We start from the raw sequence: 20,356 nt of genomic DNA, 5'->3' as shown, positions 1-20,356 counted from the left end.
TGCTACGCGCGCGAACCGGGTAGGCCAGATCAGTCCCGTCGCATGCGGGTTCTGTAATGGACGAGCGGTATCAAGTAAATGGCTGCGCAAGCCGATAGCGACTTACCGAGTCGTGCTCTCGGTATACAAGATTGTCCACAGAATAATCGTTAATACCTATAAAACCCGGAGTCATGCCATGCGCTTCATGCAACGCAGTATCCAATGGCAGTTGGCTGTCAGCATGGGCGCGGCCCTGTTGGCCAGCTTGCTGATCGTGATCCTGGTCTATGCCTCGGCCGTCGACCGGCTTGCCGAGCGCTACCTGATCGGCGAAGCCCTGCCAGCCAACATCACTGCCATCCGCAACGATATCGAGCGCACGCTCAGCGGGCCTGTTACCGCAACGGCCGGTATTGCCGGCAATACCCTGGTGCATGACTGGCTCACGGCCGGCGAGGACGCGAGCGAGGGGCAAGCCATCGCCCGCTATCTGCAAGGCGTGAAGACGCAGCAGAACGCGCTGACGACCTCGATCGCGGTACTCGACAGCGGCAATTACTATTCCGAGACCGGCCTGAGCCGCACGCTGTCGCGCGCAGCGGCGGGCGACGCCTGGTTCTACAGCCTGATCGACGGCGGCGTGGGTAAACGCTTCGAGATTGACATCGACAAGACCACCCGCCAGCCGACGCTGTTCATCAACCAGCGCATCAGCGCCAACGGCCGCACCCTCGGCGTCGCCGGACTGGGCTACAGCCTGAGCAGCATGTCCGAGCTGGTGGCCGATTTCCGCTTCGGCGAGCGCGGCGAGGTGTATCTGGTCGGCGCCGACGGCCGGGTCAAGGTGCATCCTCGCAACGAGAACAACGACCGTGTGGCGCTGGCCGAGCTGACCGGCGATGCGGCGGCCGGCGAACTGCGCAGCGGCGGCGGCAAGGTGGTGCGCTTCGAGCGCGACGGCGAGGCATTCCTGGCGATGGCGCAGCCGCTGGAGGCGCTCGGCTGGTGGCTGGTCAGCGAGGTGCCCGAAGCCGAGATCTTCGGTGAAGCACGGCGCACGCTGTGGGTCACCAGCCTGATCGGCGCGGCCGTCGGACTGGCGTTCCTCGGCGTGATCGTGCTGCTGGCGCGCGGGCTGGTGCGACCAATCCGGCAGGTAACCGCGGCGCTGGTGGAGATCGGCGGCGGCGGTGGTGACCTGACGCGGCGTCTGGATGAAAGCCGCGCCGATGAGCTGGGCGACCTGGCGCGCGGCTTCAATCGCTTCCTCGGCAGCCTGCGTGAACTGATCGGCGACGTGCTGACGACCAGCGAGCGGCTGCGCAACGCCGTCGGCCAGGTCGCGCAGGTGGTCGACAACACCGCCGCGCGCGCCGGCCGCCAGCACGAGATGACCGACATGGTGGCCACCGCCGTGCACGAAATGGGGCTGACCGTGCAGGAGATCGCGCGCAATGCCAGCAGCGCGGCGCAGGCCTCGCAGGGGGCGCGCGACGAGGCGGTGCAGGCGCGCCGGGTGGTCGGCGAGTCGATCGCGCATATCGAGAAGATGTCCGGCGAGATCGGCGAGGCGGCCGGCTCGGTGACCGAACTGGCGCAGCAGGTGGCGTCGATCGATCAGGTGCTGGCGGTCATCCGGGGCATTTCCGAGCAGACCAACCTGCTGGCACTGAACGCGGCCATCGAGGCGGCGCGGGCCGGCGAGATGGGGCGCGGTTTCGCCGTGGTCGCCGACGAGGTGCGCACGCTGGCCAGCCGCACGCAGGGGTCGACCGACGAGATCCAGCAGATGATCCAGCGGCTCAAGAGCGGGGCCGACAACGCGGTTGCCTCGATGCACGCCGGGCAGGCGGCCACCGGTACCGGCGTGCAGGCCAGCCAGCGCACCGGTCAGTCGCTGGGCGCGATCACCGAGCAGGTCGAGGCGATCAGCGACATGAACACCCAGGTCGCCGCCGCGACGGAGGAGCAGAGCAGCGTCACCGAGGAGATCACCCGCAACGTGCAGGGTATCGCCGACCTGGCCCAGGCCACGGCGCGCGATGTGCAGGCCTGCCGCAGCGACTGCCAGGCGCTCTCGCAACTGGCCGAAGCCCTCGGGCGGCAGATGGGCAGTTTTCGGCTGTAAGCGGTTGCTTAGGGAAGGGGTATTGAACTGGAAGGCCGGAACGCCGGTGCGTTGCGACTTCCTGAGAGCGCGCTGATTACCGAGTGCGCCGGAGCTGGGTTCCGGCGCCACCCGGAAAGCGCGGGCGCTGCGACAGCACTGGCCGAGCCACGAAAAAGGCGACCCGCAGGTCGCCTTTTTTCTTACCGCATCAGGCCTGTATCAGACCCTAGAAATGCGCCTTGACGATGGCGCTGAAGGTGTTCTGATCGGTCTTGCCGACGAAGTTGCGGCTCACGTAGCCGCCGTCCTCGATGCCGTACTTGTTCGACCAGTAGTCGTACTCGATACCGACGTAGAGCCGCCCCGGGGTGTAGTCCAGCGCCTTGCCCAGGTCGTACTTGATCTGCGGCACGATGTGCAGGTTCTTCGAGATGAAGTCGCCGCGCCGCTCGGAACCGGCGTCGTTGATCACCCAGTCGATGAAGCCGTCGAAGAGGATGTCCGACTTGCCCACCGGGAAGGTCATCGCCCAGGTCGGGGTCAACTGCCACTGGCCGGAGGCTTTGCCGGTGCTGCCGTCGGGCTTGCGGTAATAGAGGTTCAGCGCCAGGCGGTCGAAGCCGGGTACGTTGAGGTCCACCGCCGGGCCGAGCAGGTAGTTCTGGTTCGGTGTGCCGTCGGCCTGGCTTTCGCCGCGCTCGTAGGTGGCGGCGATCAGCACGTCCTTGACCGGGCCGAACGACAGGTCACGGCCGCTGATCTTGCCCAGCGACAGGCGCGGGCTGAACTCGCCGTAGTAGGTGTGGCCGTCGTTGCCGTTGGGGCCGTTGTACCAGATGTTGTCGACGAACAGGAACATGTCACCCCAGGTCCAGCCGCTGGCGTGCTCGAAGGTGACGGTCTGTTGGGTGTCCGGGTCGATCTTGTAATCCTTGCCGTACAGGTAGGTCAGGCTGTTGTCCTGCCAGAGCAGCGCGTCACCGGCCATCGCGGGGGCGGCGAGAAGGCTGCCGGCGAGGGCGAGGCAGAGCGGGGCGGTCTTGAAATGCATGGTGGTGGTCCCTGTGGAAATCTTTGTGCGTGAAGCCGGGCAGTGAGCGGCGCGTATTGTCGGTGATGCGCCGGGCGGCGCAAGAGCGCGAAGCGATGGCGCCGCGAACGCATCGTCGGAAGACGATGATGCGTGGACGGAATCGGGCGGGTGGGCGTGGGCTGCTCGGCCGGTACGGCGATGGCGAGCGGCAGCGCTGCGGATTGCGGTCATGGTTAAGCCTGCCTTATTTGTTGTTGTTCGGCTTGAGAGGCTTCACGGCGCCTCCAACACCCGCGCGCCGCACAGCGAGAGGGAACGCGGGATGGGCAGACTATAACAACCTGTGCACAGTATTTTAAACAACAAGATGTGCGGATTGTGCACAATTATTCCTGCCGTTCATCCGGCCAGTCGTTCGGCGGCGGGCCGCGCCTCTTCGGGCAGCAGTTCCCGCGCGACGTTCTCGGCGAGGCCGGTGCCGGCTTCGGTCATGGTCAGGTAGGTGTGATCGGCGCCGGCTGCCTGGATGCGCTGGGCGATGTCTTCGTACAGCGCGTGGGAGATGATCAGGCCCTTGAAGCCGATCGAGCGCAGCTTGGTGGTGGAGATGATCTTGGCCTCGGCGTCGTTCATCGCCAGCACCACGGCCTGCACGTCGTTCATCTGCAGGTTCTGCCAGAACATCTGGTCCTCGGCGTCGGCGAAGAACACGTTGCGCCCTTCGGCGACGTTGCGCTCAACCATCACCGGGTCGGAGTCCAGGCTGACCAGGCGAAACCCCTTGCGCAGCAGGTGATCGTAGGCGGCGCGCCCGGTCCGGCCCATGCCCATCACCAGGATTTGCGCATCGCCCAGCGACACCGGCTGCTCGTCGGGATGGCGGGTGTTGCGTTCCAGCGGGATCAGCCATTTGGCCAGGCGTTCGTAGGCCGGGTGGGCGACGCGGTTGAGCTGCGCGGAGACCACGAACGACAGCGCCACGCTGATCGCCAGCGGCGTCAGCCATTGCGGCAGCACCACACTGGCGACAATCAGGCCGAATTCGCTGTAGTTGGTCAGGCTCGAGGCGCTGAGGAACGCGCTGCGCGCGCGCAGGCGGAAGCTGAGGAACAGGAAGAAGAACAGCATGCCCTTAAGCGGCAGCAGCAGCGCCACGACCGTGGCGAAGATCATCGCGTTGGTATCCGGCAGGCCGCCGATGCCGATCTGCAGGAAGAAGCCGACCAGGAACACTTCCTTGATCGCCCACAGCGAGTTGGAAAGTTCGGTGGCGCGCTTGTGCTTGGCGAGCATGGCGCCGAAGGCCAGCGCACCGAGTTCCGAACTCAGCCCGACCGCCTCGAAGCCCATGCCGCCGACCACCAGCGCCAGCATCAGGCCGAGCAGGACCATCAGCTCCTCATGGCCGCTGTGATCGAGCAGGCGGAACAGTGCCGGACGCAGCAGCGGCAGCAGGAACACCAGCAGCGCCCAGGGCGACGGCACCTGGCCCGCCGCCAGGCTCATCACCACCAGCGCGATGAGGTCCTGGATGATCAGCACGCCGATCGCCACCCGGCCGTGGAAGGCCTTCAGTTCGCGCTTGCCTTCCAGCACCTTGGCCGCCAGCACGGTGCTGGAGAATGACAGCGCGATGGCCAGCAGCAGGCTCTCCTGCCAGCTGGCATCGAAGACCAGCACGATCGCCGGCAGCACCAGCACGCTGGAAATGGCGAAGTGCAGCAGGCTGCCGCCGATCACCTCGCGGCGCGCCAGGTTGCCCAACTTGAGCTTGAGGCCGACGGTGAACAGCAGCAACAGCACGCCCAGGTGCGCCAGATGCTGCAGGATCACGCCGTCCTGGCGGCCGACGCCGACGTGCTCGCCCACCGCCGCCAGGGCGAAGCCGGCGCCCAGGTAGCCGATCAGCGGCGGCAGGCCGATGGCGCGGGCGATCAGGCCCAGGGTGAAGGCGAAGGCGATCCAGCTGGCTTCAATCATCGGGGAAGGTGTCCGGCGGCGATGGCGGGGCGCGCATTTTAGCCAAGCCGGCGAATCCGTGGATGATCGATCGCAATTCGTTTTCGCGAAAAGCACGAAGCCCGCCAATGGCGGGCCTCATGCTCGACGGATCGCGTAGTCAGTGGCTCGCGCCGGTGAGCAGGCTGCGCTCGGTGCCGCCGACCACGTTGAACAGCAGGTTGAGCGTCACCGCGCTGATGGTCGCCACGGCGATGCCGCTATGGGTGATCGGCTCCATCCACTGCGGCAGATGGGCGAAGAACTCCGGACGGATCACCGGCACCATGCCCAGGCCGATGCTCACCGCCACCAGCAGCTGATTGCGACGGTCGGCGATGTCGGCTTCCTGAAGAATCTTGATGCCGGTGGCCGCGACCATGCCGAACATGGCGATGCCGGCGCCGCCGAGTACCGCGGCCGGAATCGAGGCAACCAGAAACGCCGCCTTGGGCAGCAGGCTGAGGCTGATCAGGATGACTCCGGCCAGCGCGGTGACATAGCGGCTGCGCACGCCGGTCATCTGCACCAGGCCGATGTTCTGCGCGAACGAGGAGTGGGTGAAGGTGTTCATGAAGCCGGCGAAGAAGGTTGCGCCGGCGTCGCACAGCAGCCCGCGGCGCAGGCGTTGCGGATCGACGGTTTCGCCGGTGATCTTCCCGAGCGCGAGAAACATGCCGGCCGACTCGACGAAGATGATTACCACCACCAGGCACATCGACAGGATCGGCGCGAGCGAGAAGGTCGGCGCGCCGAAGTGGTTCGGCGTCACCACCTGCAGCCCCGGCGTCTGCGCGAGCCCGGACAGATCGACCATTCCCAGCATGCCGGCCAGCAGGTAGCCCAGCGCCATGCCGATCAGCACCGAGACATTGACCCAGAAGCCGCGCATGAACTGGTTGATCAGCAGGATCGTGGCCAGCACCGCAGTCGCCACGCCCAGATAGTGCAGCGCGCCGAACTGCGTCGCGCCGCTGCCGCCGCCAGCCCAGTTGACCGCCACCGGGAACAGCGAGAGGCCGATTGAGGTGATCACCGTGCCGGTTACCAGTGGCGGGAAGAAGCGCACGATCTTGCAGACGAAGGGGGCGATCAGCAGGCCGAACAGGCCGGCCGCGATGGTCGCGCCGAAGATGCCGGTGAGACCGACGCCGGGCATGCCGGCCATCACCACCATGCTGCTCACCGCGGCGAAGCTGGCGCCCATCATCACCGGCATGCGGATGCCGGCCGGGCCGATCCCCAGCGACTGCACCAGCGTGGCGATGCCCGCCACCAGCAGGTCGGCATTGATCAGCAGGGCGATCTCCTCGCGCGACAGGCCGGCCGCCTGGCCGATGATCAGCGGCACGGCAACGGCACCGCCGTACATCAGCAGCACGTGCTGCAGGCTCACCAGCAGCAGTTGCAGGGGCGGCAACCGCCGCTCGGCGGGCGGATTCTGGTCGTTCATCAAAACACCTCGGGCGATTCTTGTTGTTGGCTTTCGCGATAGCGCCCTCGAGGAGGGGCCGGGTATTTCGTCGTGCAGCGTTGGCTTTTATAGGAATGATCGGGCCGTACCCGAAGAGGTACGGCCCGGGAGTGTCACTCGATGCTGGCGCCCTGGGCGATCCAGTTGGCAAGCAGGTCGCGCTCATCCTGCGTCATCTGGGTGATGTTACCCAGCGGCATGATCTGGCTGGCGACGCTCTGCGCGTGGATCTTCGCCGCCTGCTGGCGAATCTGCTCGGGCGTATCGAACATCACCCCGGCCGGCGCGGCGCTGAACATCGGGCTGCTCGGCTGGGCCGAATGGCAGACGGTGCAGCGCTCGTGGATCACCTCGTTGACCTCCTCGAACATCGAGCCCTGCGCATGGGCGGCGGCCGCTGCGCTGGCGCGTTCGGCCGGGGTGGCGGCGAGGTTCGGCGCGGTCGGCTGGCGATTCGGCGTGGTGACGAAGGCCAGGCAGACCATGCCGACGGCTGCTGCCGGCAGTGCCCAGGCGAAGCGGTTGCTGTCGTGGCGGGTGTTGAAGAAGTGCCGCACCAGGACCGAGAGTGCCGCCAGACCGGCGAGGATCAGCCAGTTGTACTGACTGCCGTAGGTGCTCGGGAAGTGGTTGCTGATCATGATGAACAGCACCGGCAGGGTGAAGTAGTTGTTGTGCCGCGAGCGCAGCAGGCCCTTGGCCGGCAGCACCGGGTCAGGCGTGCGGTTCTGCTCGATAGCGGCGACCAGTGCGCGCTGCGCCGGCATGATGATGCGGAACACGTTGCCGACCATGATGGTGCCGAGCAGCGCGCCGGTGTGGATGTAGGCTGCGCGGCCGCTGAAGATCTGCGTGTAGCCCCAGCAGGCGGCAATCACCAGCACGAACAGCACCAGACCGAGCAGCGCCGGGGTCTTGCCCAGCGGTGAATCGCAGAGCAGGTCATAGATGAACCAGCCGACGATCAGCGAACCGAAGCCGATAGCCACGGCAGCGGCGGGGGACAGCTCGACGCCCGGTGCGATCAGGTACAGGCTCGGGTTGAGGTAGTAGACCACCAGCAGCAGGGCGACGCCCGACAGCCAGGTGGTGTAGGCCTCCCACTTGAACCAGTGCAGGTTCTCCGGCATCTGCGGCGGTGCCAGCTTGTATTTTTCCAGATGGTAGATACCGCCGCCGTGGATGGCCCAGAGGTCACCCGATAGCCCTTCGCGCGGGTTGCTGCGGTTGAGGTTGTTCTCCAGCCAGACGAAATAGAACGAAGCACCGATCCAGGCGATGCCGACGATCATGTGAATCCAGCGGATTCCCAGGTTTAGCCATTCGGTCAGATGAGCATCCATTTTTACGTACCTCTTCCCGACCTTCGCAGAGAGGGCCGGGCTTTCTTATTAGGGTTGGGGGTCGAGGAGGAGTTGCTGATCCTCTGTAAAAAAGAACTCGTCGCAGTTGTTGCCAGAACCGCTGCGATCGACCACCAGGAATTCATCCCGCTTTTCGATCGTCAGCACCGGGTGGTGCCAGACGCCGCGGTGGTAATTGACGCCCTGCCTGCCATTGCTGGCGAATGCGCGGACGTGGCCCGGTACAGGTGCATCGCCAAGTGGCGCGACCACGACCAGAAAGGGGTTGCCGTGCAGTGGCACGAAGGCCTGACTGCCCAGCGGATGACGTTCCAGCATGCGGATGACCAGCGGCATCTCGAGCGCTTCGGCGGCGAAGATGCTGATGATGGCGCGGTCGTCCGGCTGTGCGGTCTCCACCGTTGCCAGCTTGTGATAGCGGCGGGTGGAGCCGTTGTTGATCATGAAATAGTCGCTGCCCTCGGTCTCGATGACGTCGCCGAAGGGGGCGAAGGCTTCCTTGGTCAGCGGTTCGATGGTCAGCGTACGCATGGCAATCTCGTTATTAATGGGGTGGGAGGCAGGGCGACGTGCGCCGCCCTGCCCGTGACTCAGCGCGCCACCTTGCCGAACAGGCGCAGCCGGCTGACGCCGCCGTCCGGGAAGATGTTCAGGCGCACGTGGGTCACCGGGCCGAGCTTGGCGATCTGCTCGACGAACTCGTGCTCGGCGTGCATGGAGAGCTTCTGGCTCGGCAGCAGTTCGCGCCAGAACAGGCTCTGGGTCTCGATCTGGCTGTCGGTGCCGCCCTTCACGTAGGCCGCCTGGATGGTGCAGCTGTCCGGGTAGTTGCCCTTGAAGTGCAGGGTGTCGACGACGATGCGCTCGATCTCGCCCGGATGGCCGAGGGCGACGATCACCCAGTCATTGCCTGGCGTGCGGCGGCGCGCGGTTTCCCAGCCGTCACCCATGTTCTCGCCGCGGTTCGGGTTGAGGATGTTGCTCATGCGACCGAAGTGCTCGTCGGAGCAGGCCAGCGCGCGACCGCCGTTGAGTGCGGCAGCCAGATCGACCTGTTCGTTGTCGCCGATGCTGCTCCAGTCGCGATAGGGGATGCCGTGCACGCGCAGACGCGCCACACCGCCGTCCGGGTAGATATTGAAACGCAGGTGGCTGACCGGCTGCTCGCAGGCGATCTCGTGGTAGTGGTGGCTGTCGCCCTTGAGGTCCACCGCCGGAAGGATTTCCGTCCAGACCGTGTCTTCGCGCGGGTCACCCTCGGCGACGAAGCAGGCTTCCAGCGAGGCCGACGGCGGCACGTTGCCGCGGAAGAAGCTGGTGTCGATGTCCACACCCTTGATCCAGCCCGGCACGCCAAGGCGGATCACCGCGTGGTCATAGCCCTCGAAGCGCTTGCGGCGCGACTCCCAGCCGTCCATCCACTTGCCGTTGTCATCGAACACGCCCTCCTTCCATACGGCCGGACCGGGCTGGAACATCCGGTTGACATCGGCGAACCAGTCATCGGTGACGGAAATGGCACGGGTGCCCAGACGGGCGTCGGCCAGGTTGACGTATTTTTCGAAGGGTGCGGCGTAAGCTTTCATGTCATCTGCCCTGATTGGAATTGAGCGGTTTCTGCCTTTGTTGCCTGTGTTGCGGTGTTGCCTGTTACATCGCCTCCAGCCGGAACCGGGCGATCTTGTTGATTTCCGCCAGCGCCCGGGCGAATTCCTGCTCGGGACTGTTGTGGATACGCTCCTCGAACGCAGTGAGGATCTGGTGCCGGTCGCTGCCCTTGACCGCCATGATGAAGGGGAAGCCGAACCTGGCCTTGTACGCATCGTTGAGCTCGGTGAAGCGGGCGAACTCCTCGGCGGTGCATTCATGGATGCCGGCGCCGGCCTGCTCGTTGGTGCTTGCTGCGGTCAGCTCGCCGCGGATGGCGGCCTTGCCGGCGAGATCCGGGTGGGCGTTGACCAGTGCCAGCTGGGTGGCGTGGTCGGCGGCGAGCATGGCCTGCGACAGGCGGCGGTGCATGACGTCGATGTCGTCCAGCGTGGCGTCGACGCCGGCGTCGTAGACGGTTTCGGCGACCCACGGCGAGTGCTCGTAGACATCGGCAAAGGCGGCGACGAAGGCGTCGCGGTCGAGAGTCGAAGGCTTGATGGTCTTGAACGCGCTCATGCGTTGCGCTCCGCAGTCATGGGGTGGGTGGTGTGCCAGTGGCGCGCGATATCGACGCGGCGGGCGAACCAGACCTTCTCATGCCCCTTCACGTAGTCGATGAAGCGAGCCAGCGCGGCCATGCGCGCCGGACGCCCGAGCAGGCGGCAGTGCATGCCGATGGTCAGCATCTTTGGTGCGCCTTCGCAGCCTTCGGCGTAGAGCACGTCGAAGGCGTCCTTCAGGTAATTGAAGAAGTCGTCGCCGCTGTTGAAGCCCTGCACCTGGGTAAAGCGCATGTCGTTGGTGTCCAGCGTGTAGGGGATCACCAGGTGTGGCTTGACCGGCGCCGAATCGGGGTCCCAGTAGGGCAGGTCGTCGTCATAGGTGTCCGAGTCGTAGAGAAAGCCGCCTTCCTCGCGTACCAGGCGCCGGGTGTTGGGGCTGGTGCGGCCGGTGTACCAGCCCAGCGGGCGTTCCCCGGTCAGTTCGGTGAGGATGCGGATGGCCTCGAGCATGTGCTCGCGCTCCTCGGCCTCGTCCATGTATTGGTAGTCGATCCAGCGATAGCCGTGGCTGCAGATCTCGTGACCGTCGGCGACCATCGCCTTGATCACTTCCGGGTGGCGCTGGGCGGCCATCGCGACGGCGAAGATGGTCAGTGGAATGTCGTGGCGCTTGAACAGCCGGAGCAGGCGCCAGACGCCGGCACGGCTGCCGTATTCATAAAGCGATTCCATGCTCATGTTACGCACGCCCTGCAGCGGCTGCGCGGCGACCATCTCGGAGAGGAAAGCCTCGGATTCCTTGTCGCCATGCAGCACGCAGCGTTCGCCGCCTTCCTCGTAATTGAGCACGAAGGACAGGGCGATACGAGCCTCGCCTGGCCATTGAGGGTGGGGCGGGTTGCTGGCGTAACCGATTAGGTCGCGGGGGTAGTCGGCGCTCACGGCGATGGGTCCTGTATGGCGGGTCGCAGCAGCGCGACCGGATGACCTGATTGTATACAAAATAGATTACCCAATGTAAACCATAAAAATCTTCGAGCGTGCCGCCCGCTGGCTTATGGCAGTCTGCTATATGTCGCTGATCTTTAGCGGTGCCGGAGCGGTGGCTGATAGGGCGGGCGGTGGAAAGCGTGATGTTTCTACTGTGTATACAAAAAGTAAGAATATTGTCTTGAATGTTTTGCGTCGACTTGGCTATTCTCAAGCCACTTTCAAACAAGCGGAGGTGCTCGTGGGACGTTTGACCACACACGTACTGGATGCGGCGCACGGTTGTCCGGGCAGCGGCATCAAGGTGACGCTGTTTCGCGTCGAAGGGCAGGGCCTGGAGTTGGTCGCTACCCGCGAAACCAATGCCGACGGCCGTTGCGACAGCCCGTTGCTGGAAGGGGACGACTACCGCTCGGGCGTCTACGAGCTGCATTTCCAGGCGGGCGATTACTACCGGCGCCGCGGTGTGACGCTGGGAGCGCCGGCGTTTCTCGATGAAGTGGTGCTCCGGTTCGGCATCGATGCCGGGCAGGATCACTATCACGTGCCACTGCTGATTTCGCCGTACAGCTATTCCACCTATCGGGGTAGCTGATTCCGTTTGCCGTGCAACGACTCTCCCTGAGTCCCTTTTTACCCGCCCTTGTGGCGGGTTTTTTATGGGCGGTGGAGGCGCGCAGTGTGGGCTACAGATCGCGCGTTGCTCGGCGTTACTTTCCTATGGTGTCGGCGGCTCGGGTCGTGCGGAAAACCGCGTAGCGTTTTCCACACGGCCCGAGCCGCCGCTACGCGGCCAGCCAGGTCACCGACTCATCAGAGACGCCGCCCCGGCCCCCCCAAACAGCGCCGCGCTGGTCCGGTTGAACCATACGTGCCCGCGCCCGGTGCGCAGGTAGCGCGCCGCGCCCTGCGCGCCCAGCCCGTAGGCCAGCTTGCAGCACAGATCGAGCACCGCCCAGGTCACGATCATCACCAGCAACTGTGGCAGCAACGGCTGCCCGGCGCTGAGAAACTGCGGCAGGAAGGCCGCGAAGAACAGGATGTCCTTCGGGTTGCTGCCTCCCAGCATGAACGCCCGTCCGAACAGCCGACCGAAGCGCGGTGCCAGCGCCGGGGTTTCGATTGCTCGCGCGGCCGGGGCCTGGCGTGCCTCCTGCCAGCTCTGCCAGGCGAGATAGAACAGATACAGCGCACCGATCAGCTTCAGCGCGCTGAACAGTCGCTCCGACGCCAGCAGGATGGCGCCGAGCCCCAGCGCCGAGGCGCTGAGCAGGAGGATCGAGGCCGTGACCCCGCCGAGAAAGGCCGGCCACGAACGGCGCACGCCGTAGTTCAGGCTGTTGCTGATCATCAACAGCGACAGCGGACCGGGGATCAAAATCACCACCAGCGCCGCACTCGCATACAACAACCAGGTTTCCAGACTCATCATTTCCTCCTGACAAATGCAAAAGCCCCGCCGCGATGCGACGGGGCGGTGATGCGTACCTCGTCAGAGGAACGCGAACTTGGCGATGAAGATCACGCACAGCACGTACAGGCTGATCGACACCTTATCGCGCTGGCCGGTCAACAGCTTCAGCGTGGCGTAGGTGAGAAAACCCAGCGCGATGCCGTTGGCGATGGAAAAGGTCAGCGGCATCATCACCACGGTCACGATGGCCGGGATGGTGTCGGTGTGATCTTTCCAGTCGATGTGCGCCATGCCACTCATCATCAGCATGGCCACATAGATCAGTGCGCCGGCGGTGGCGTAGGCCGGAATCATGCCGGCCAGCGGGGCGAGGAACATGGCGGCGAGAAACAGTAACCCGACCGTGATCGCGGTAAGTCCGGTGCGGCCGCCGGCGGCGACGCCCGAGGCACTTTCCACGTAGCTGGTCACCGGCGGGCAGCCGACGAACGCGCCGACCACGCTGGAGGTGCTGTCGGCCTTCAGCGCGCGCGACAGGTCCTTGATGCGGCCCTCGTCATCCACCAGGTTGGCGCGATGCGCGACGCCCATGAGCGTGCCGGCGGTGTCGAACATGTTCACGAAGAGGAAGGCGAGGATCACGCTGATCATCGCCACGTCCAGTGCACCCAGGATATCCATCGCCAGCCAGGTCGGCGCCAGGCTCGGCGGCATCGACACCAGACCGCGGTACTCCACCAGGCCGAAGGCCCAGCCGATGGCGGTAACGGTCAGCATGGCGATCAGGATCGCGCCGAATACGTTGCGATGGCTGAGCACGGCAATCAGCAGGAAGCAGATGCCGGCGAGCAGCGCCGAAGGCTCGCCGAACGAACCCAGCGTCAGCAGCGTGGCGGGGCTGTCCACCACGATGCCGGCGGTCTTCAGGCCGATCAGCCCGAGGAACAGTCCGACGCCGGCGCCCATGGCGAAGCGCAAGCTCATCGGAATGCTGTTGAGCAGCCATTCGCGGATCTTCGACAGGCTCATGAAGACGAACAGCACGCCGGAGATGAACACCGCACCCAGCGCGATCTGCCAGCTGTAGCCCATCTCGCCGACCACCGTGTAGGTGAAAAACGCGTTGAGGCCCATGCCCGGTGCCAGGCCGACCGGCCAGTTGGCGTACAAACCCATGAGGAAGCAGCCCAGCGCCGCGCCGATGCAGGTGGCGACGAAGGCGGCACCGTGGTCGACGCCGGCTTCGGCCATGATGTTCGGGTTGACGAAGATGATGTAGGCCATGGTGACGAACGTGGTCAGGCCTGCGAGCAGCTCGGTACGCACGCTGGTGCGGTGTTCGCTGAGCTTGAAGAAGCGATCGAGTCGGCCGGGCGCCCGGTGCTGCGCCGGGGTGGCCCGCTGTTCCTGCGTGATGTTTTCCACTGGGGTGTTCCTCATCGTTCTTGTTGTCGATCACCCAGAGCCTGACTGCTCCCGAGGGCGGGTGATGGGTGCGCTCGATCTGTCTCAAGTTGACTGAGAGGTCAGAAAGGCGTGTCGCGATTATGATGTTGTATACAAAAAAAGCAAACGCGGATTGGCTATAAAATTCGCGTCGAATGTCGTGATCGCATCTAACCAAAGGTGGAATATTCGGGCGAAGCGCAACGGTACGATACTGATACAGGCTCGTGCGGCGGTTTCGAGCACCCGAAAAGTGGGTGATTCAACGAACCGCGTCGCGCATTCCAGAGCATTTCGTGTGATAGATTGTGCACAATCGTCGGGTGCGTCATTTTCGCCAATCTGCTTCGGCGAACTGCCAGCGGCTCGCGGAACACAGTAAAGTTGCGCTGCCGACACCAGGATGCGAACTCTCGATGAACGAACAACTGCAGCCGCTGAAGAAACCAACACGCGCGGGCAAAGGCCGGACCGGAACCCAGGACGATATCGTCTACGCGCACATATTCGACGCCATCCTCGAACAGCGGCTGGCCCCGGGCACCAAGCTCAGCGAAGAAGCGCTGGGGGAAATTTTCGGCGTCAGCCGTACCATCATTCGCCGTGCACTGTCGCGACTCGCCCATGAGGGTGTGGTGCTGCTGCGGCCCAATCGCGGCGCGGTGGTGGCCAGCCCGAGCGTCGACGAGGCGCGGCAGATCTTCTTTGCCCGCCGGTTGGTCGAGCGTGCGATCACCGAGCTCGCGGTACAGCACGCCAGCGGCGCCCAGCTGGCCGAGCTGCGACAGATGGTGAGCGACGAACGCGACTGCTTCGCCCGCGGCGACCGCGGCGCCGGCATCCGCCTGTCCGGCGAGTTTCACCTCAAGCTGGCCGAGGCGGCAAAGAACGCCCCGCTGATCAGTTTCCAGCGCAGCCTGATCTCGCAGACATCGCTGATCATCGCGCAGTACGAAAGCGGAAGCCGCTCGCACTGCTCCTACGACGAGCACAACGAACTGATCGATGCCATTGCCGCACGCGATACCGAACTGGCCGTGCGCCTGATGCTGCATCACATGGATCACATCGACAGCAAGCTCAACCTCGAAGAAGACAGCGCCTCGGGCGACCTGCACGCGGTGTTCTCGCACATCCTCGGCAAGAACGGCAAAGCCGCGAAGAAGCGCTGACGGCCTCACCGGCCGCGTCGCGAATCGGTTCCCATGCCCGATTCGCGGCCGGGGCCGATCGGCGTGTGCCCGTTCGCCGTTCGCATCCTGCCGCCGCGGTGGTTGCTCATAACCGGCACAACCGCGCGTGCCCTTCCAAGATATCCAGTCGTGCAGACGCAGCAGGCTCTCTGTTCCTCGCGCGCGTGCCGTGATCGGTAAACGCAATCGAACACGCCCTTGATCGAGAAAGAATTAATACCCCGTAACGGAACGCGACCGTTTCGTTTGCGGTCTGATTCTTCGCCCAGCCCCGCATTGCGGGCGCGGGTGGATCGGGCGATGGCCCGCTGAGAATCAAGGAGTATCTCGATGAGAATCTGGACAGTGGTATTGCTCAGTGCAGCGCTGGGGCTGACGGGTTGCAGTTTCAGCGCGCCGGGTGTGCATGCGCGTATCGGCGATGCCGACGCGGTGCATCTGGATATCGGTGGTCATGGTCACGGCGGTGGTGGCTTCTGCCCGCCAGGCCATCGCATGAAAGGGAGCTGCTAAATGATCTCGCGCCTGCTTGCTGTTGCGCTGGCGGCCCTGTTGATGTCCGGCTGCAGCCTGCGTCTGCCGGGTATCGGTATCGATATCGGCGATGTGGGGCATGGCGGCCCGCCGCATTGTCCGCCAGGGCAAGCGAAGAAGGGCAACTGCTGACCCCGATGGCGGGCGCCTCGCCCGCCGCGTTCCGCTCTGACAGGGTCGCTACGCCGACCTTGTTTCTCAGGAGGCAATCATGCCCCGACTCCCCCTGTTGCTTCTCGTGCTGAGCCTGCTGGGTGGCTGTACGGTTTACGGTCACGGCGATCATGACTATTACCGGCCGTATTACTACGGTGGCTACAAGGATCATCACCACTCGAGCTATCCGACGCGTTACTACTACTACGACCGCCACGACTATCGTCGCTATGCACCGTCGGTTCGCTACTACGACCGTCACGAGCGCCACTACGACCGTCGTTACGACGGTCGCCACGACCGTGGCGACTATCGCTACGATCGGCACGACCGACGTTTCGACGGCGACAGACGGCACCCGTCCAGGTCTTACAGCCGCGCGCCAGAGCCCAGACCGCAGGGTAAACCGACGCACCGTGCCGGCTTGTATAAAGCGCAGCCGCAAGGCCGCTGGCGTGAACATCAGCGCGACGGACGACGCGAACACTGAAGCCGCGCTAAAGCGGTCGGCGTTGCGTGACGGGCTCAGGTGACTCCCTGTGAGTGGGGTGGCGATTATCGAGCAGGATGTCGATAATCGCCCAACCGTCAGCCGCCTTCCGGAGCATCGCCATGACCGACGACACGCGCTTCCATCCCGCCGCGATGGCGCCGCCCATCGTCGCCTCGCCGGCCAAGCGCATCGAAGCGCTGACCGGCGATCCCAATTTCATGACCTCGCTGGCGCGCGGGTTGGCGGTGATCCACGCCTTCCAGGAACGCAAGCGCCACCTGACCATCGCGCAGATCAGCCATCGCACCGAAATACCCCGTGCCGCCGTGCGACGCTGTCTGCACACGCTGATGAAGCTCGGCTACGTCACCACCGACGGGCGCACCTATTCGCTGCTGCCCAAGGTATTGACGCTGGGGCATGCCTACCTGTCCTCGACGCCGCTGGCGCTGACCGCGCAACCGATCCTCGATCGTCTCAGCGAGCAGCTGCACGAAGCCTGTTCGATGGCCACGCTGGAAGGTGACGAGGTGCTCTACGTCGCGCGCTCAGCCACGCCACAGCGGCTGATTTCGGTGGACCTGTCAGTGGGCAGCCGACTGCCGGCGTATTGCACGTCGATGGGCCGCATCCTGCTGGCGGCGCTGGACGACACGGCGCTCGACGAATACCTCGAGCGCGCCGACCTGCAGGTCAAGACCAGCCGCACCTTGCACACGCCCGAGGCACTGCGGGCGAGCATCGCGGAAATCCGCCGTCAGGGCTGGGTCATCGTCGACCAGGAGCTGGAAGTTGGCCTGCGCTCGCTGGCGGTTCCGCTCAAGGATTCCGCCGGCCAGGTGCTGGCCGCGCTGAACGTCGGCACCCATGCGGGACGTGTCTCGCGTCAGGAGCTGGAGACGCGTTTCCTGCCGGTGCTGCTCGAAGCCAGTCGCGAACTGAGCACGCGGCTGTTTCATTGACGCAGCATCGGTCGGGCCTCGCAGCCGGTGCGTGGCGTCGTGCGCTTGGCGCGGTGTGAAGGCGCTATTTGGTTCGATAATCGAACGGTATGTCGATTATCGGATTGTTAGGTGTGAGCTGGACCGTTACCGTTTTCTCCAACGCATACGGCGTAATGAAAACCACACGAGATCCGACTCATGGCTGAACTCCTCTCGCTCCGCGAAGCCGTCGAGCGCTTCATCCAGAACGGCGATACCGTCGCGCTGGAAGGTTTTACCCATCTGATCCCCACCGCCGCGGCCCACGAGATCGTGCGCCAGAACAAACAGGAGCTGACCCTGGTGCGCATGACGCCCGATCTGGTCTACGACCTGCTGATCGGCGCCGGCTGCGCGAAGAAGCTGATCTTCTCCTGGGGCGGCAACCCCGGCGTCGGCTCGCTGCACCGCCTGCGCGATGCGGTGGAGAAGCAGTGGCCGCAGCCGCTGGAGATCGAGGAGCACAGTCACGCCGACCTCGCTAACGCCTACGTCGCCGGCGCCTCGGGCCTGCCGTTCGCCGTGCTGCGTGCTTACGCCGGTTCCGACCTGCCGAAGGTCAACCCGGTGATCAAGTCGGTCACCTGTCCGTTCACCGGTGAGGTGCTGGCCGCCGTGCCGAGCGTGCGTCCGGACGTCACCGTGATCCACGCGCAGAAGGCCGACCGCAAGGGCAACGTGCTGATCCAGGGCATCCTCGGCGTGCAGAAGGAGGCCGCCCTGGCCGCCAAACGCTGCATCGTCACCGTCGAGGAAATCGTCGATGACCTCAACGCGCCGATGAACGCCTGTGTGCTGCCGACCTGGGCGCTGACTGCCGTCTGCCTGGTGCCGGGCGGCGCGCATCCATCCTACGCCCACGGCTACTACGAGCGCGACAACCGCTTCTACCAGGCCTGGGACCCGATCGCCCGTGATCGCGCGGCGTTCGGCGCCTGGATCGACACGTATATCCGCGGCACGGCCGATTTCGCCGAGTTCAAGCAAAAGCTCGCAGGGGAGGCCATCCGATGAGCGTTCACGATTACAGCACCAATGAAATGATGACCGTCGCCGCCGCCCGCCGCCTGGGCAATGGCAGCGTCTGCTTCGTCGGCATCGGCCTGCCATCCAAGGCGGCCAACCTGGCGCGGCTGACCCATGCGCCGGAAGTCGTGCTGATCTACGAATCCGGCCCGATTGGCGCCAAGCCGAACGTCCTGCCACTATCGATCGGCGACGGCGAACTGGCCGAGACCGCCGACACCGTGGTCCCCACCGGCGAGATCTTCCGCTACTGGCTGCAGGGCGGGCGCATTGACGTCGGCTTCCTCGGTGCGGCGCAGGTGGACAAGTACGGCAACATCAACACCACGGTGATCGGCGACTACCACCAGCCCAAGGTGCGCCTGCCGGGCGCCGGCGGCGCGCCGGAGATCGCCGGCAGCGCCAAGCAAGTGCTGATCATCCTCAAGCAGTCGCACCGCACCTTCGTCGACAAGCTGGCCTTCATCACCTCGGTCGGCTTCGGCGAGGGCGGCGAGCACCGCAAGCAGCTCGGCCTGCCGGGCAAGGGCCCGGTGGCGATCATCACCGACCTGTGCATCATGGAGCCCGAAGCCGGTACCCACGAGTTCGTCGTCACCGCGCTGCACCCGGGCGTGACCCGCGAGCAGGTGATCGAGAACACCGGCTGGGCGATTCGCTTCGCCGATGAGGTCGCCACCACCGAGGCGCCGCGCGCCGAGGAACTGGCTGCACTGCGCGCCCTGGAAGCGCGCACCGCCGCCGCCCACGGTCAGGCTGGAGGTGACGAATGAGTCGCGACGTCTTCATCTGCGATGCCGTGCGCACGCCTATCGGCCGCTTCGGTGGTGCGCTGGCGGCGGTGCGCGCCGACGACCTGGCGGCGATCCCGCTCAAGGCCCTGCTCGAACGCAACCCCGAACTCGACCCGGCGGCGATCGACGAGGTGTTCATGGGCTGCGCCAACCAGGCCGGCGAGGACAACCGCAACGTCGCGCGCATGGCAGCGCTGCTCGCCGGGCTGCCGGACAGCGTGCCGGGCGTGACACTGAACCGCCTGTGCGCCTCGGGCATGGACGCGGTGGGCTCGGCCTTCCGCGCCATCGCCAGCGGCGAGCTGGAACTGGCCATCGCCGGCGGCGTGGAGTCCATGTCCCGCGCGCCCTACGTGATGGGCAAGGCCGACACGGCGTTCGGCCGCGGCCAGAAGATCGAGGACACCACCATCGGCTGGCGCTTCATCAACCCGCTGATGAAGGCGCAGTACGGCGTCGATGCCATGCCGCAGACCGCCGACAACGTCGCCGATGACTGGCACGTCAACCGGGCCGACCAGGACGCCTTCGCCCTGCGCAGCCAGCAGCGCACCGCGGCGGCCCAGCAGGCCGGCTTCTTCGCCGAGGAGATCGTCCCGGTGGTGATCAAGACCCGCAAGGGCGAGAGCGTGGTGGACACCGACGAGCATCCGCGCGCCGACACCACTGCCGAGGCCCTGGCCAGACTCAAGCCGGTCAACGGTGAGGGCAAGACCGTCACCGCCGGCAACGCCTCGGGCGTCAACGACGGCGCGGCGGCGATGATCCTCGCCAGCGCCGAGGCGGTGCAGAAATACGGCTTGAAGCCGCGCGCCAAGGTGCTCGGCATGGCCAGCGCCGGCGTCGCGCCGCGGGTCATGGGCATCGGCCCGGTGCCAGCGGTGAAGAAGCTTTGCGAGCGCCTGGGCAAGGCGGTGGACGAGTTCGATGTGATTGAGCTCAACGAAGCGTTCGCCGCCCAGGGCCTGGCGGTGATCCGCGCGCTAGGCCTGGCCGATGACGATGCCCGCGTGAACCCCAATGGCGGCGCCATCGCCCTCGGCCACCCGCTGGGCATGAGCGGCGCGCGCCTGGTGCTGACCGCGGTGCACCAGCTGGAGAAGTCCGGCGGCAAGCTCGGCCTGGCGACCATGTGCGTCGGCGTCGGCCAGGGCCTGGCGCTGGCAGTTGAGCGGATCTGAATGCAGGCACGGTAGAGTCCGCGCAGCCGTAA

19 protein-coding genes and 2 pseudogenes are annotated in these 20,356 nt (G+C 65.3%); 11 read left to right on the top strand and 10 right to left on the bottom strand.

Translation table 11 applies throughout. The features are described from left to right. Positions 1 to 178: 178 nt before the first annotated feature. Both U8L64_RS20385 and U8L64_RS20380 read left to right on the top strand, forming a co-directional pair. Positions 179 to 1,255: pseudogene (locus U8L64_RS20385) on the top strand (HAMP domain-containing protein); the annotation flags it as partial. A 309-nt stretch (positions 1,256 to 1,564) separates the two neighbouring features. Next, positions 1,565 to 2,110 (top strand): annotated as a pseudogene (locus U8L64_RS20380) (methyl-accepting chemotaxis protein); the annotation flags it as partial. A gap of 208 nt (positions 2,111 to 2,318) precedes the next feature. Here U8L64_RS20380 and U8L64_RS11445 read toward each other — a convergent pair. The 8 genes from U8L64_RS11445 to puuE form a co-directional block, all read right to left on the bottom strand. Beyond that, positions 2,319 to 3,143 (bottom strand): outer membrane protein OmpK, encoded by an 825-nt coding sequence (locus U8L64_RS11445; protein WP_054093696.1) that lies wholly within the window; start codon positions 3,141 to 3,143, stop codon positions 2,319 to 2,321. A 381-nt stretch (positions 3,144 to 3,524) separates the two neighbouring features. After that, positions 3,525 to 5,105, bottom strand: coding sequence for a cation:proton antiporter family protein (locus U8L64_RS11440; RefSeq protein ID WP_333397429.1), 1,581 nt, complete (start codon positions 5,103 to 5,105; stop codon positions 3,525 to 3,527). A 139-nt stretch (positions 5,106 to 5,244) separates the two neighbouring features. Continuing rightward, entirely contained in the window at positions 5,245 to 6,576 is a 1,332-nt protein-coding gene (locus U8L64_RS11435) for a nucleobase:cation symporter-2 family protein (RefSeq protein WP_333397426.1), read from the bottom strand. A 134-nt stretch (positions 6,577 to 6,710) separates the two neighbouring features. Continuing rightward, positions 6,711 to 7,940 carry a urate hydroxylase PuuD gene (locus U8L64_RS11430; RefSeq protein ID WP_077683606.1) on the bottom strand — a complete coding sequence of 410 codons (1,230 nt, stop codon included), beginning with the start codon at positions 7,938 to 7,940 and terminating at the stop codon, positions 6,711 to 6,713. Between the two features lie 48 nt (positions 7,941 to 7,988). Further along, positions 7,989 to 8,492: an ureidoglycolate lyase gene (locus U8L64_RS11425; RefSeq protein ID WP_077683605.1), complete on the bottom strand. Its 504-nt coding sequence runs from the start codon at positions 8,490 to 8,492 to the stop codon at positions 7,989 to 7,991. Between the two features lie 59 nt (positions 8,493 to 8,551). After that, positions 8,552 to 9,547 (bottom strand): allantoicase, encoded by a 996-nt coding sequence (gene alc, locus U8L64_RS11420; RefSeq protein ID WP_156716365.1) that lies wholly within the window; start codon positions 9,545 to 9,547, stop codon positions 8,552 to 8,554. A gap of 64 nt (positions 9,548 to 9,611) precedes the next feature. Further along, entirely contained in the window at positions 9,612 to 10,127 is a 516-nt protein-coding gene (gene uraD, locus U8L64_RS11415; RefSeq protein WP_333397421.1) for a 2-oxo-4-hydroxy-4-carboxy-5-ureidoimidazoline decarboxylase, read from the bottom strand. Then, positions 10,124 to 11,056: an allantoinase PuuE gene (gene puuE / locus U8L64_RS11410; RefSeq protein ID WP_273527795.1), complete on the bottom strand. Its 933-nt coding sequence runs from the start codon at positions 11,054 to 11,056 to the stop codon at positions 10,124 to 10,126. The genes uraD and puuE overlap by 4 nt, the downstream gene beginning before the upstream one ends. Before the next feature lie 289 nt (positions 11,057 to 11,345). On the opposite strand from puuE, the gene uraH reads away from it, so the two are divergent. After that, positions 11,346 to 11,699 carry a hydroxyisourate hydrolase gene (uraH, locus tag U8L64_RS11405; RefSeq protein ID WP_333397417.1) on the top strand — a complete coding sequence of 118 codons (354 nt, stop codon included), beginning with the start codon at positions 11,346 to 11,348 and terminating at the stop codon, positions 11,697 to 11,699. 207 nt (positions 11,700 to 11,906) lie between these two features. Here uraH and U8L64_RS11400 read toward each other — a convergent pair whose 3' ends face one another. Both U8L64_RS11400 and U8L64_RS11395 read right to left on the bottom strand, forming a co-directional pair. Continuing rightward, the gene (locus tag U8L64_RS11400; protein ID WP_043295962.1) at positions 11,907 to 12,533 is read right to left on the bottom strand and encodes a LysE family translocator; all 627 of its coding nucleotides are present in this window, start codon (positions 12,531 to 12,533) and stop codon (positions 11,907 to 11,909) included. 63 nt (positions 12,534 to 12,596) lie between these two features. Next, complete coding sequence (locus U8L64_RS11395) at positions 12,597 to 13,958, bottom strand: NCS2 family permease (RefSeq protein ID WP_442965285.1); 1,362 nt, start codon at positions 13,956 to 13,958, stop codon at positions 12,597 to 12,599. A gap of 422 nt (positions 13,959 to 14,380) precedes the next feature. On the opposite strand from U8L64_RS11395, the gene U8L64_RS11390 reads away from it, so the two are divergent. The 8 genes from U8L64_RS11390 to pcaF all read left to right on the top strand — a co-directional run bounded on the left by U8L64_RS11390 (position 14,381) and on the right by pcaF (position 20,324). Beyond that, a complete protein-coding gene (locus tag U8L64_RS11390) occupies positions 14,381 to 15,136 on the top strand; it encodes a GntR family transcriptional regulator (RefSeq protein ID WP_333397411.1) in 756 nt (251 codons plus the stop codon). A gap of 351 nt (positions 15,137 to 15,487) precedes the next feature. Then, entirely contained in the window at positions 15,488 to 15,670 is a 183-nt protein-coding gene (locus U8L64_RS11385; RefSeq protein WP_008566751.1) for a hypothetical protein, read from the top strand. After that, positions 15,671 to 15,823: a hypothetical protein gene (locus U8L64_RS11380; RefSeq protein WP_333397406.1), complete on the top strand. Its 153-nt coding sequence runs from the start codon at positions 15,671 to 15,673 to the stop codon at positions 15,821 to 15,823. It abuts the gene before it with no gap. A gap of 79 nt (positions 15,824 to 15,902) precedes the next feature. Next, the gene (locus tag U8L64_RS11375; protein ID WP_043295966.1) at positions 15,903 to 16,337 is read left to right on the top strand and encodes a hypothetical protein; all 435 of its coding nucleotides are present in this window, start codon (positions 15,903 to 15,905) and stop codon (positions 16,335 to 16,337) included. Between the two features lie 122 nt (positions 16,338 to 16,459). After that, positions 16,460 to 17,302, top strand: coding sequence for a pca regulon transcriptional regulator PcaR (gene pcaR, locus U8L64_RS11370; protein ID WP_077683599.1), 843 nt, complete (start codon positions 16,460 to 16,462; stop codon positions 17,300 to 17,302). A gap of 180 nt (positions 17,303 to 17,482) precedes the next feature. Continuing rightward, on the top strand, positions 17,483 to 18,337 hold the full coding sequence (locus U8L64_RS11365; RefSeq protein WP_043295968.1) for a CoA transferase subunit A: 855 nt from the start codon (positions 17,483 to 17,485) through the stop codon (positions 18,335 to 18,337). Beyond that, complete coding sequence (locus U8L64_RS11360; protein WP_273527785.1) at positions 18,334 to 19,122, top strand: CoA-transferase subunit beta; 789 nt, start codon at positions 18,334 to 18,336, stop codon at positions 19,120 to 19,122. The genes U8L64_RS11365 and U8L64_RS11360 overlap by 4 nt, the downstream gene beginning before the upstream one ends. Next, positions 19,119 to 20,324: a 3-oxoadipyl-CoA thiolase gene (gene pcaF / locus U8L64_RS11355; protein ID WP_333397397.1), complete on the top strand. Its 1,206-nt coding sequence runs from the start codon at positions 19,119 to 19,121 to the stop codon at positions 20,322 to 20,324. The genes U8L64_RS11360 and pcaF overlap by 4 nt, the downstream gene beginning before the upstream one ends. The last annotated feature ends 32 nt before the right edge of the window (positions 20,325 to 20,356 follow it).

The organism is Pseudomonas sp. FIP_A4 (assembly GCF_036701605.1).
GTDB classification, from domain to species: domain Bacteria; phylum Pseudomonadota; class Gammaproteobacteria; order Pseudomonadales; family Pseudomonadaceae; genus Stutzerimonas; species Stutzerimonas phenolilytica.
Note: the sequence above shows the minus strand (reverse complement) of the source record. Positions and strands in the feature narration are given on the sequence as shown.

Excerpts from the sequence above, each read along its gene's own strand:
- U8L64_RS11440 (WP_333397429.1), bottom strand. The coding sequence starts at position 5,105 with ATGATTGAAGCCAGCTGGATCGCCTTCGCCTTCACCCTGGGCCTGATC.
- alc (WP_156716365.1), bottom strand. The coding sequence starts at position 9,547 with ATGAAAGCTTACGCCGCACCCTTCGAAAAATACGTCAACCTGGCCGAC.
- uraD (WP_333397421.1), bottom strand. The coding sequence starts at position 10,127 with ATGAGCGCGTTCAAGACCATCAAGCCTTCGACTCTCGACCGCGACGCC.
- U8L64_RS11375 (WP_043295966.1), top strand. The coding sequence starts at position 15,903 with ATGCCCCGACTCCCCCTGTTGCTTCTCGTGCTGAGCCTGCTGGGTGGC.
- U8L64_RS11390 (WP_333397411.1), top strand. The coding sequence starts at position 14,381 with ATGAACGAACAACTGCAGCCGCTGAAGAAACCAACACGCGCGGGCAAA.
- U8L64_RS11380 (WP_333397406.1), top strand. The coding sequence starts at position 15,671 with ATGATCTCGCGCCTGCTTGCTGTTGCGCTGGCGGCCCTGTTGATGTCC.
- pcaR (WP_077683599.1), top strand. The coding sequence starts at position 16,460 with ATGACCGACGACACGCGCTTCCATCCCGCCGCGATGGCGCCGCCCATC.
- U8L64_RS11400 (WP_043295962.1), bottom strand. The coding sequence starts at position 12,533 with ATGAGTCTGGAAACCTGGTTGTTGTATGCGAGTGCGGCGCTGGTGGTG.
- U8L64_RS11395 (WP_442965285.1), bottom strand. The coding sequence starts at position 13,958 with ATGAGGAACACCCCAGTGGAAAACATCACGCAGGAACAGCGGGCCACC.
- U8L64_RS11445 (WP_054093696.1), bottom strand. The coding sequence starts at position 3,143 with ATGCATTTCAAGACCGCCCCGCTCTGCCTCGCCCTCGCCGGCAGCCTT.
- pcaF (WP_333397397.1), top strand. The coding sequence starts at position 19,119 with ATGAGTCGCGACGTCTTCATCTGCGATGCCGTGCGCACGCCTATCGGC.
- U8L64_RS11365 (WP_043295968.1), top strand. The coding sequence starts at position 17,483 with ATGGCTGAACTCCTCTCGCTCCGCGAAGCCGTCGAGCGCTTCATCCAG.
- U8L64_RS11360 (WP_273527785.1), top strand. The coding sequence starts at position 18,334 with ATGAGCGTTCACGATTACAGCACCAATGAAATGATGACCGTCGCCGCC.
- U8L64_RS11385 (WP_008566751.1), top strand. The coding sequence starts at position 15,488 with ATGAGAATCTGGACAGTGGTATTGCTCAGTGCAGCGCTGGGGCTGACG.
- U8L64_RS11435 (WP_333397426.1), bottom strand. The coding sequence starts at position 6,576 with ATGAACGACCAGAATCCGCCCGCCGAGCGGCGGTTGCCGCCCCTGCAA.
- U8L64_RS11430 (WP_077683606.1), bottom strand. The coding sequence starts at position 7,940 with ATGGATGCTCATCTGACCGAATGGCTAAACCTGGGAATCCGCTGGATT.
- U8L64_RS11425 (WP_077683605.1), bottom strand. The coding sequence starts at position 8,492 with ATGCGTACGCTGACCATCGAACCGCTGACCAAGGAAGCCTTCGCCCCC.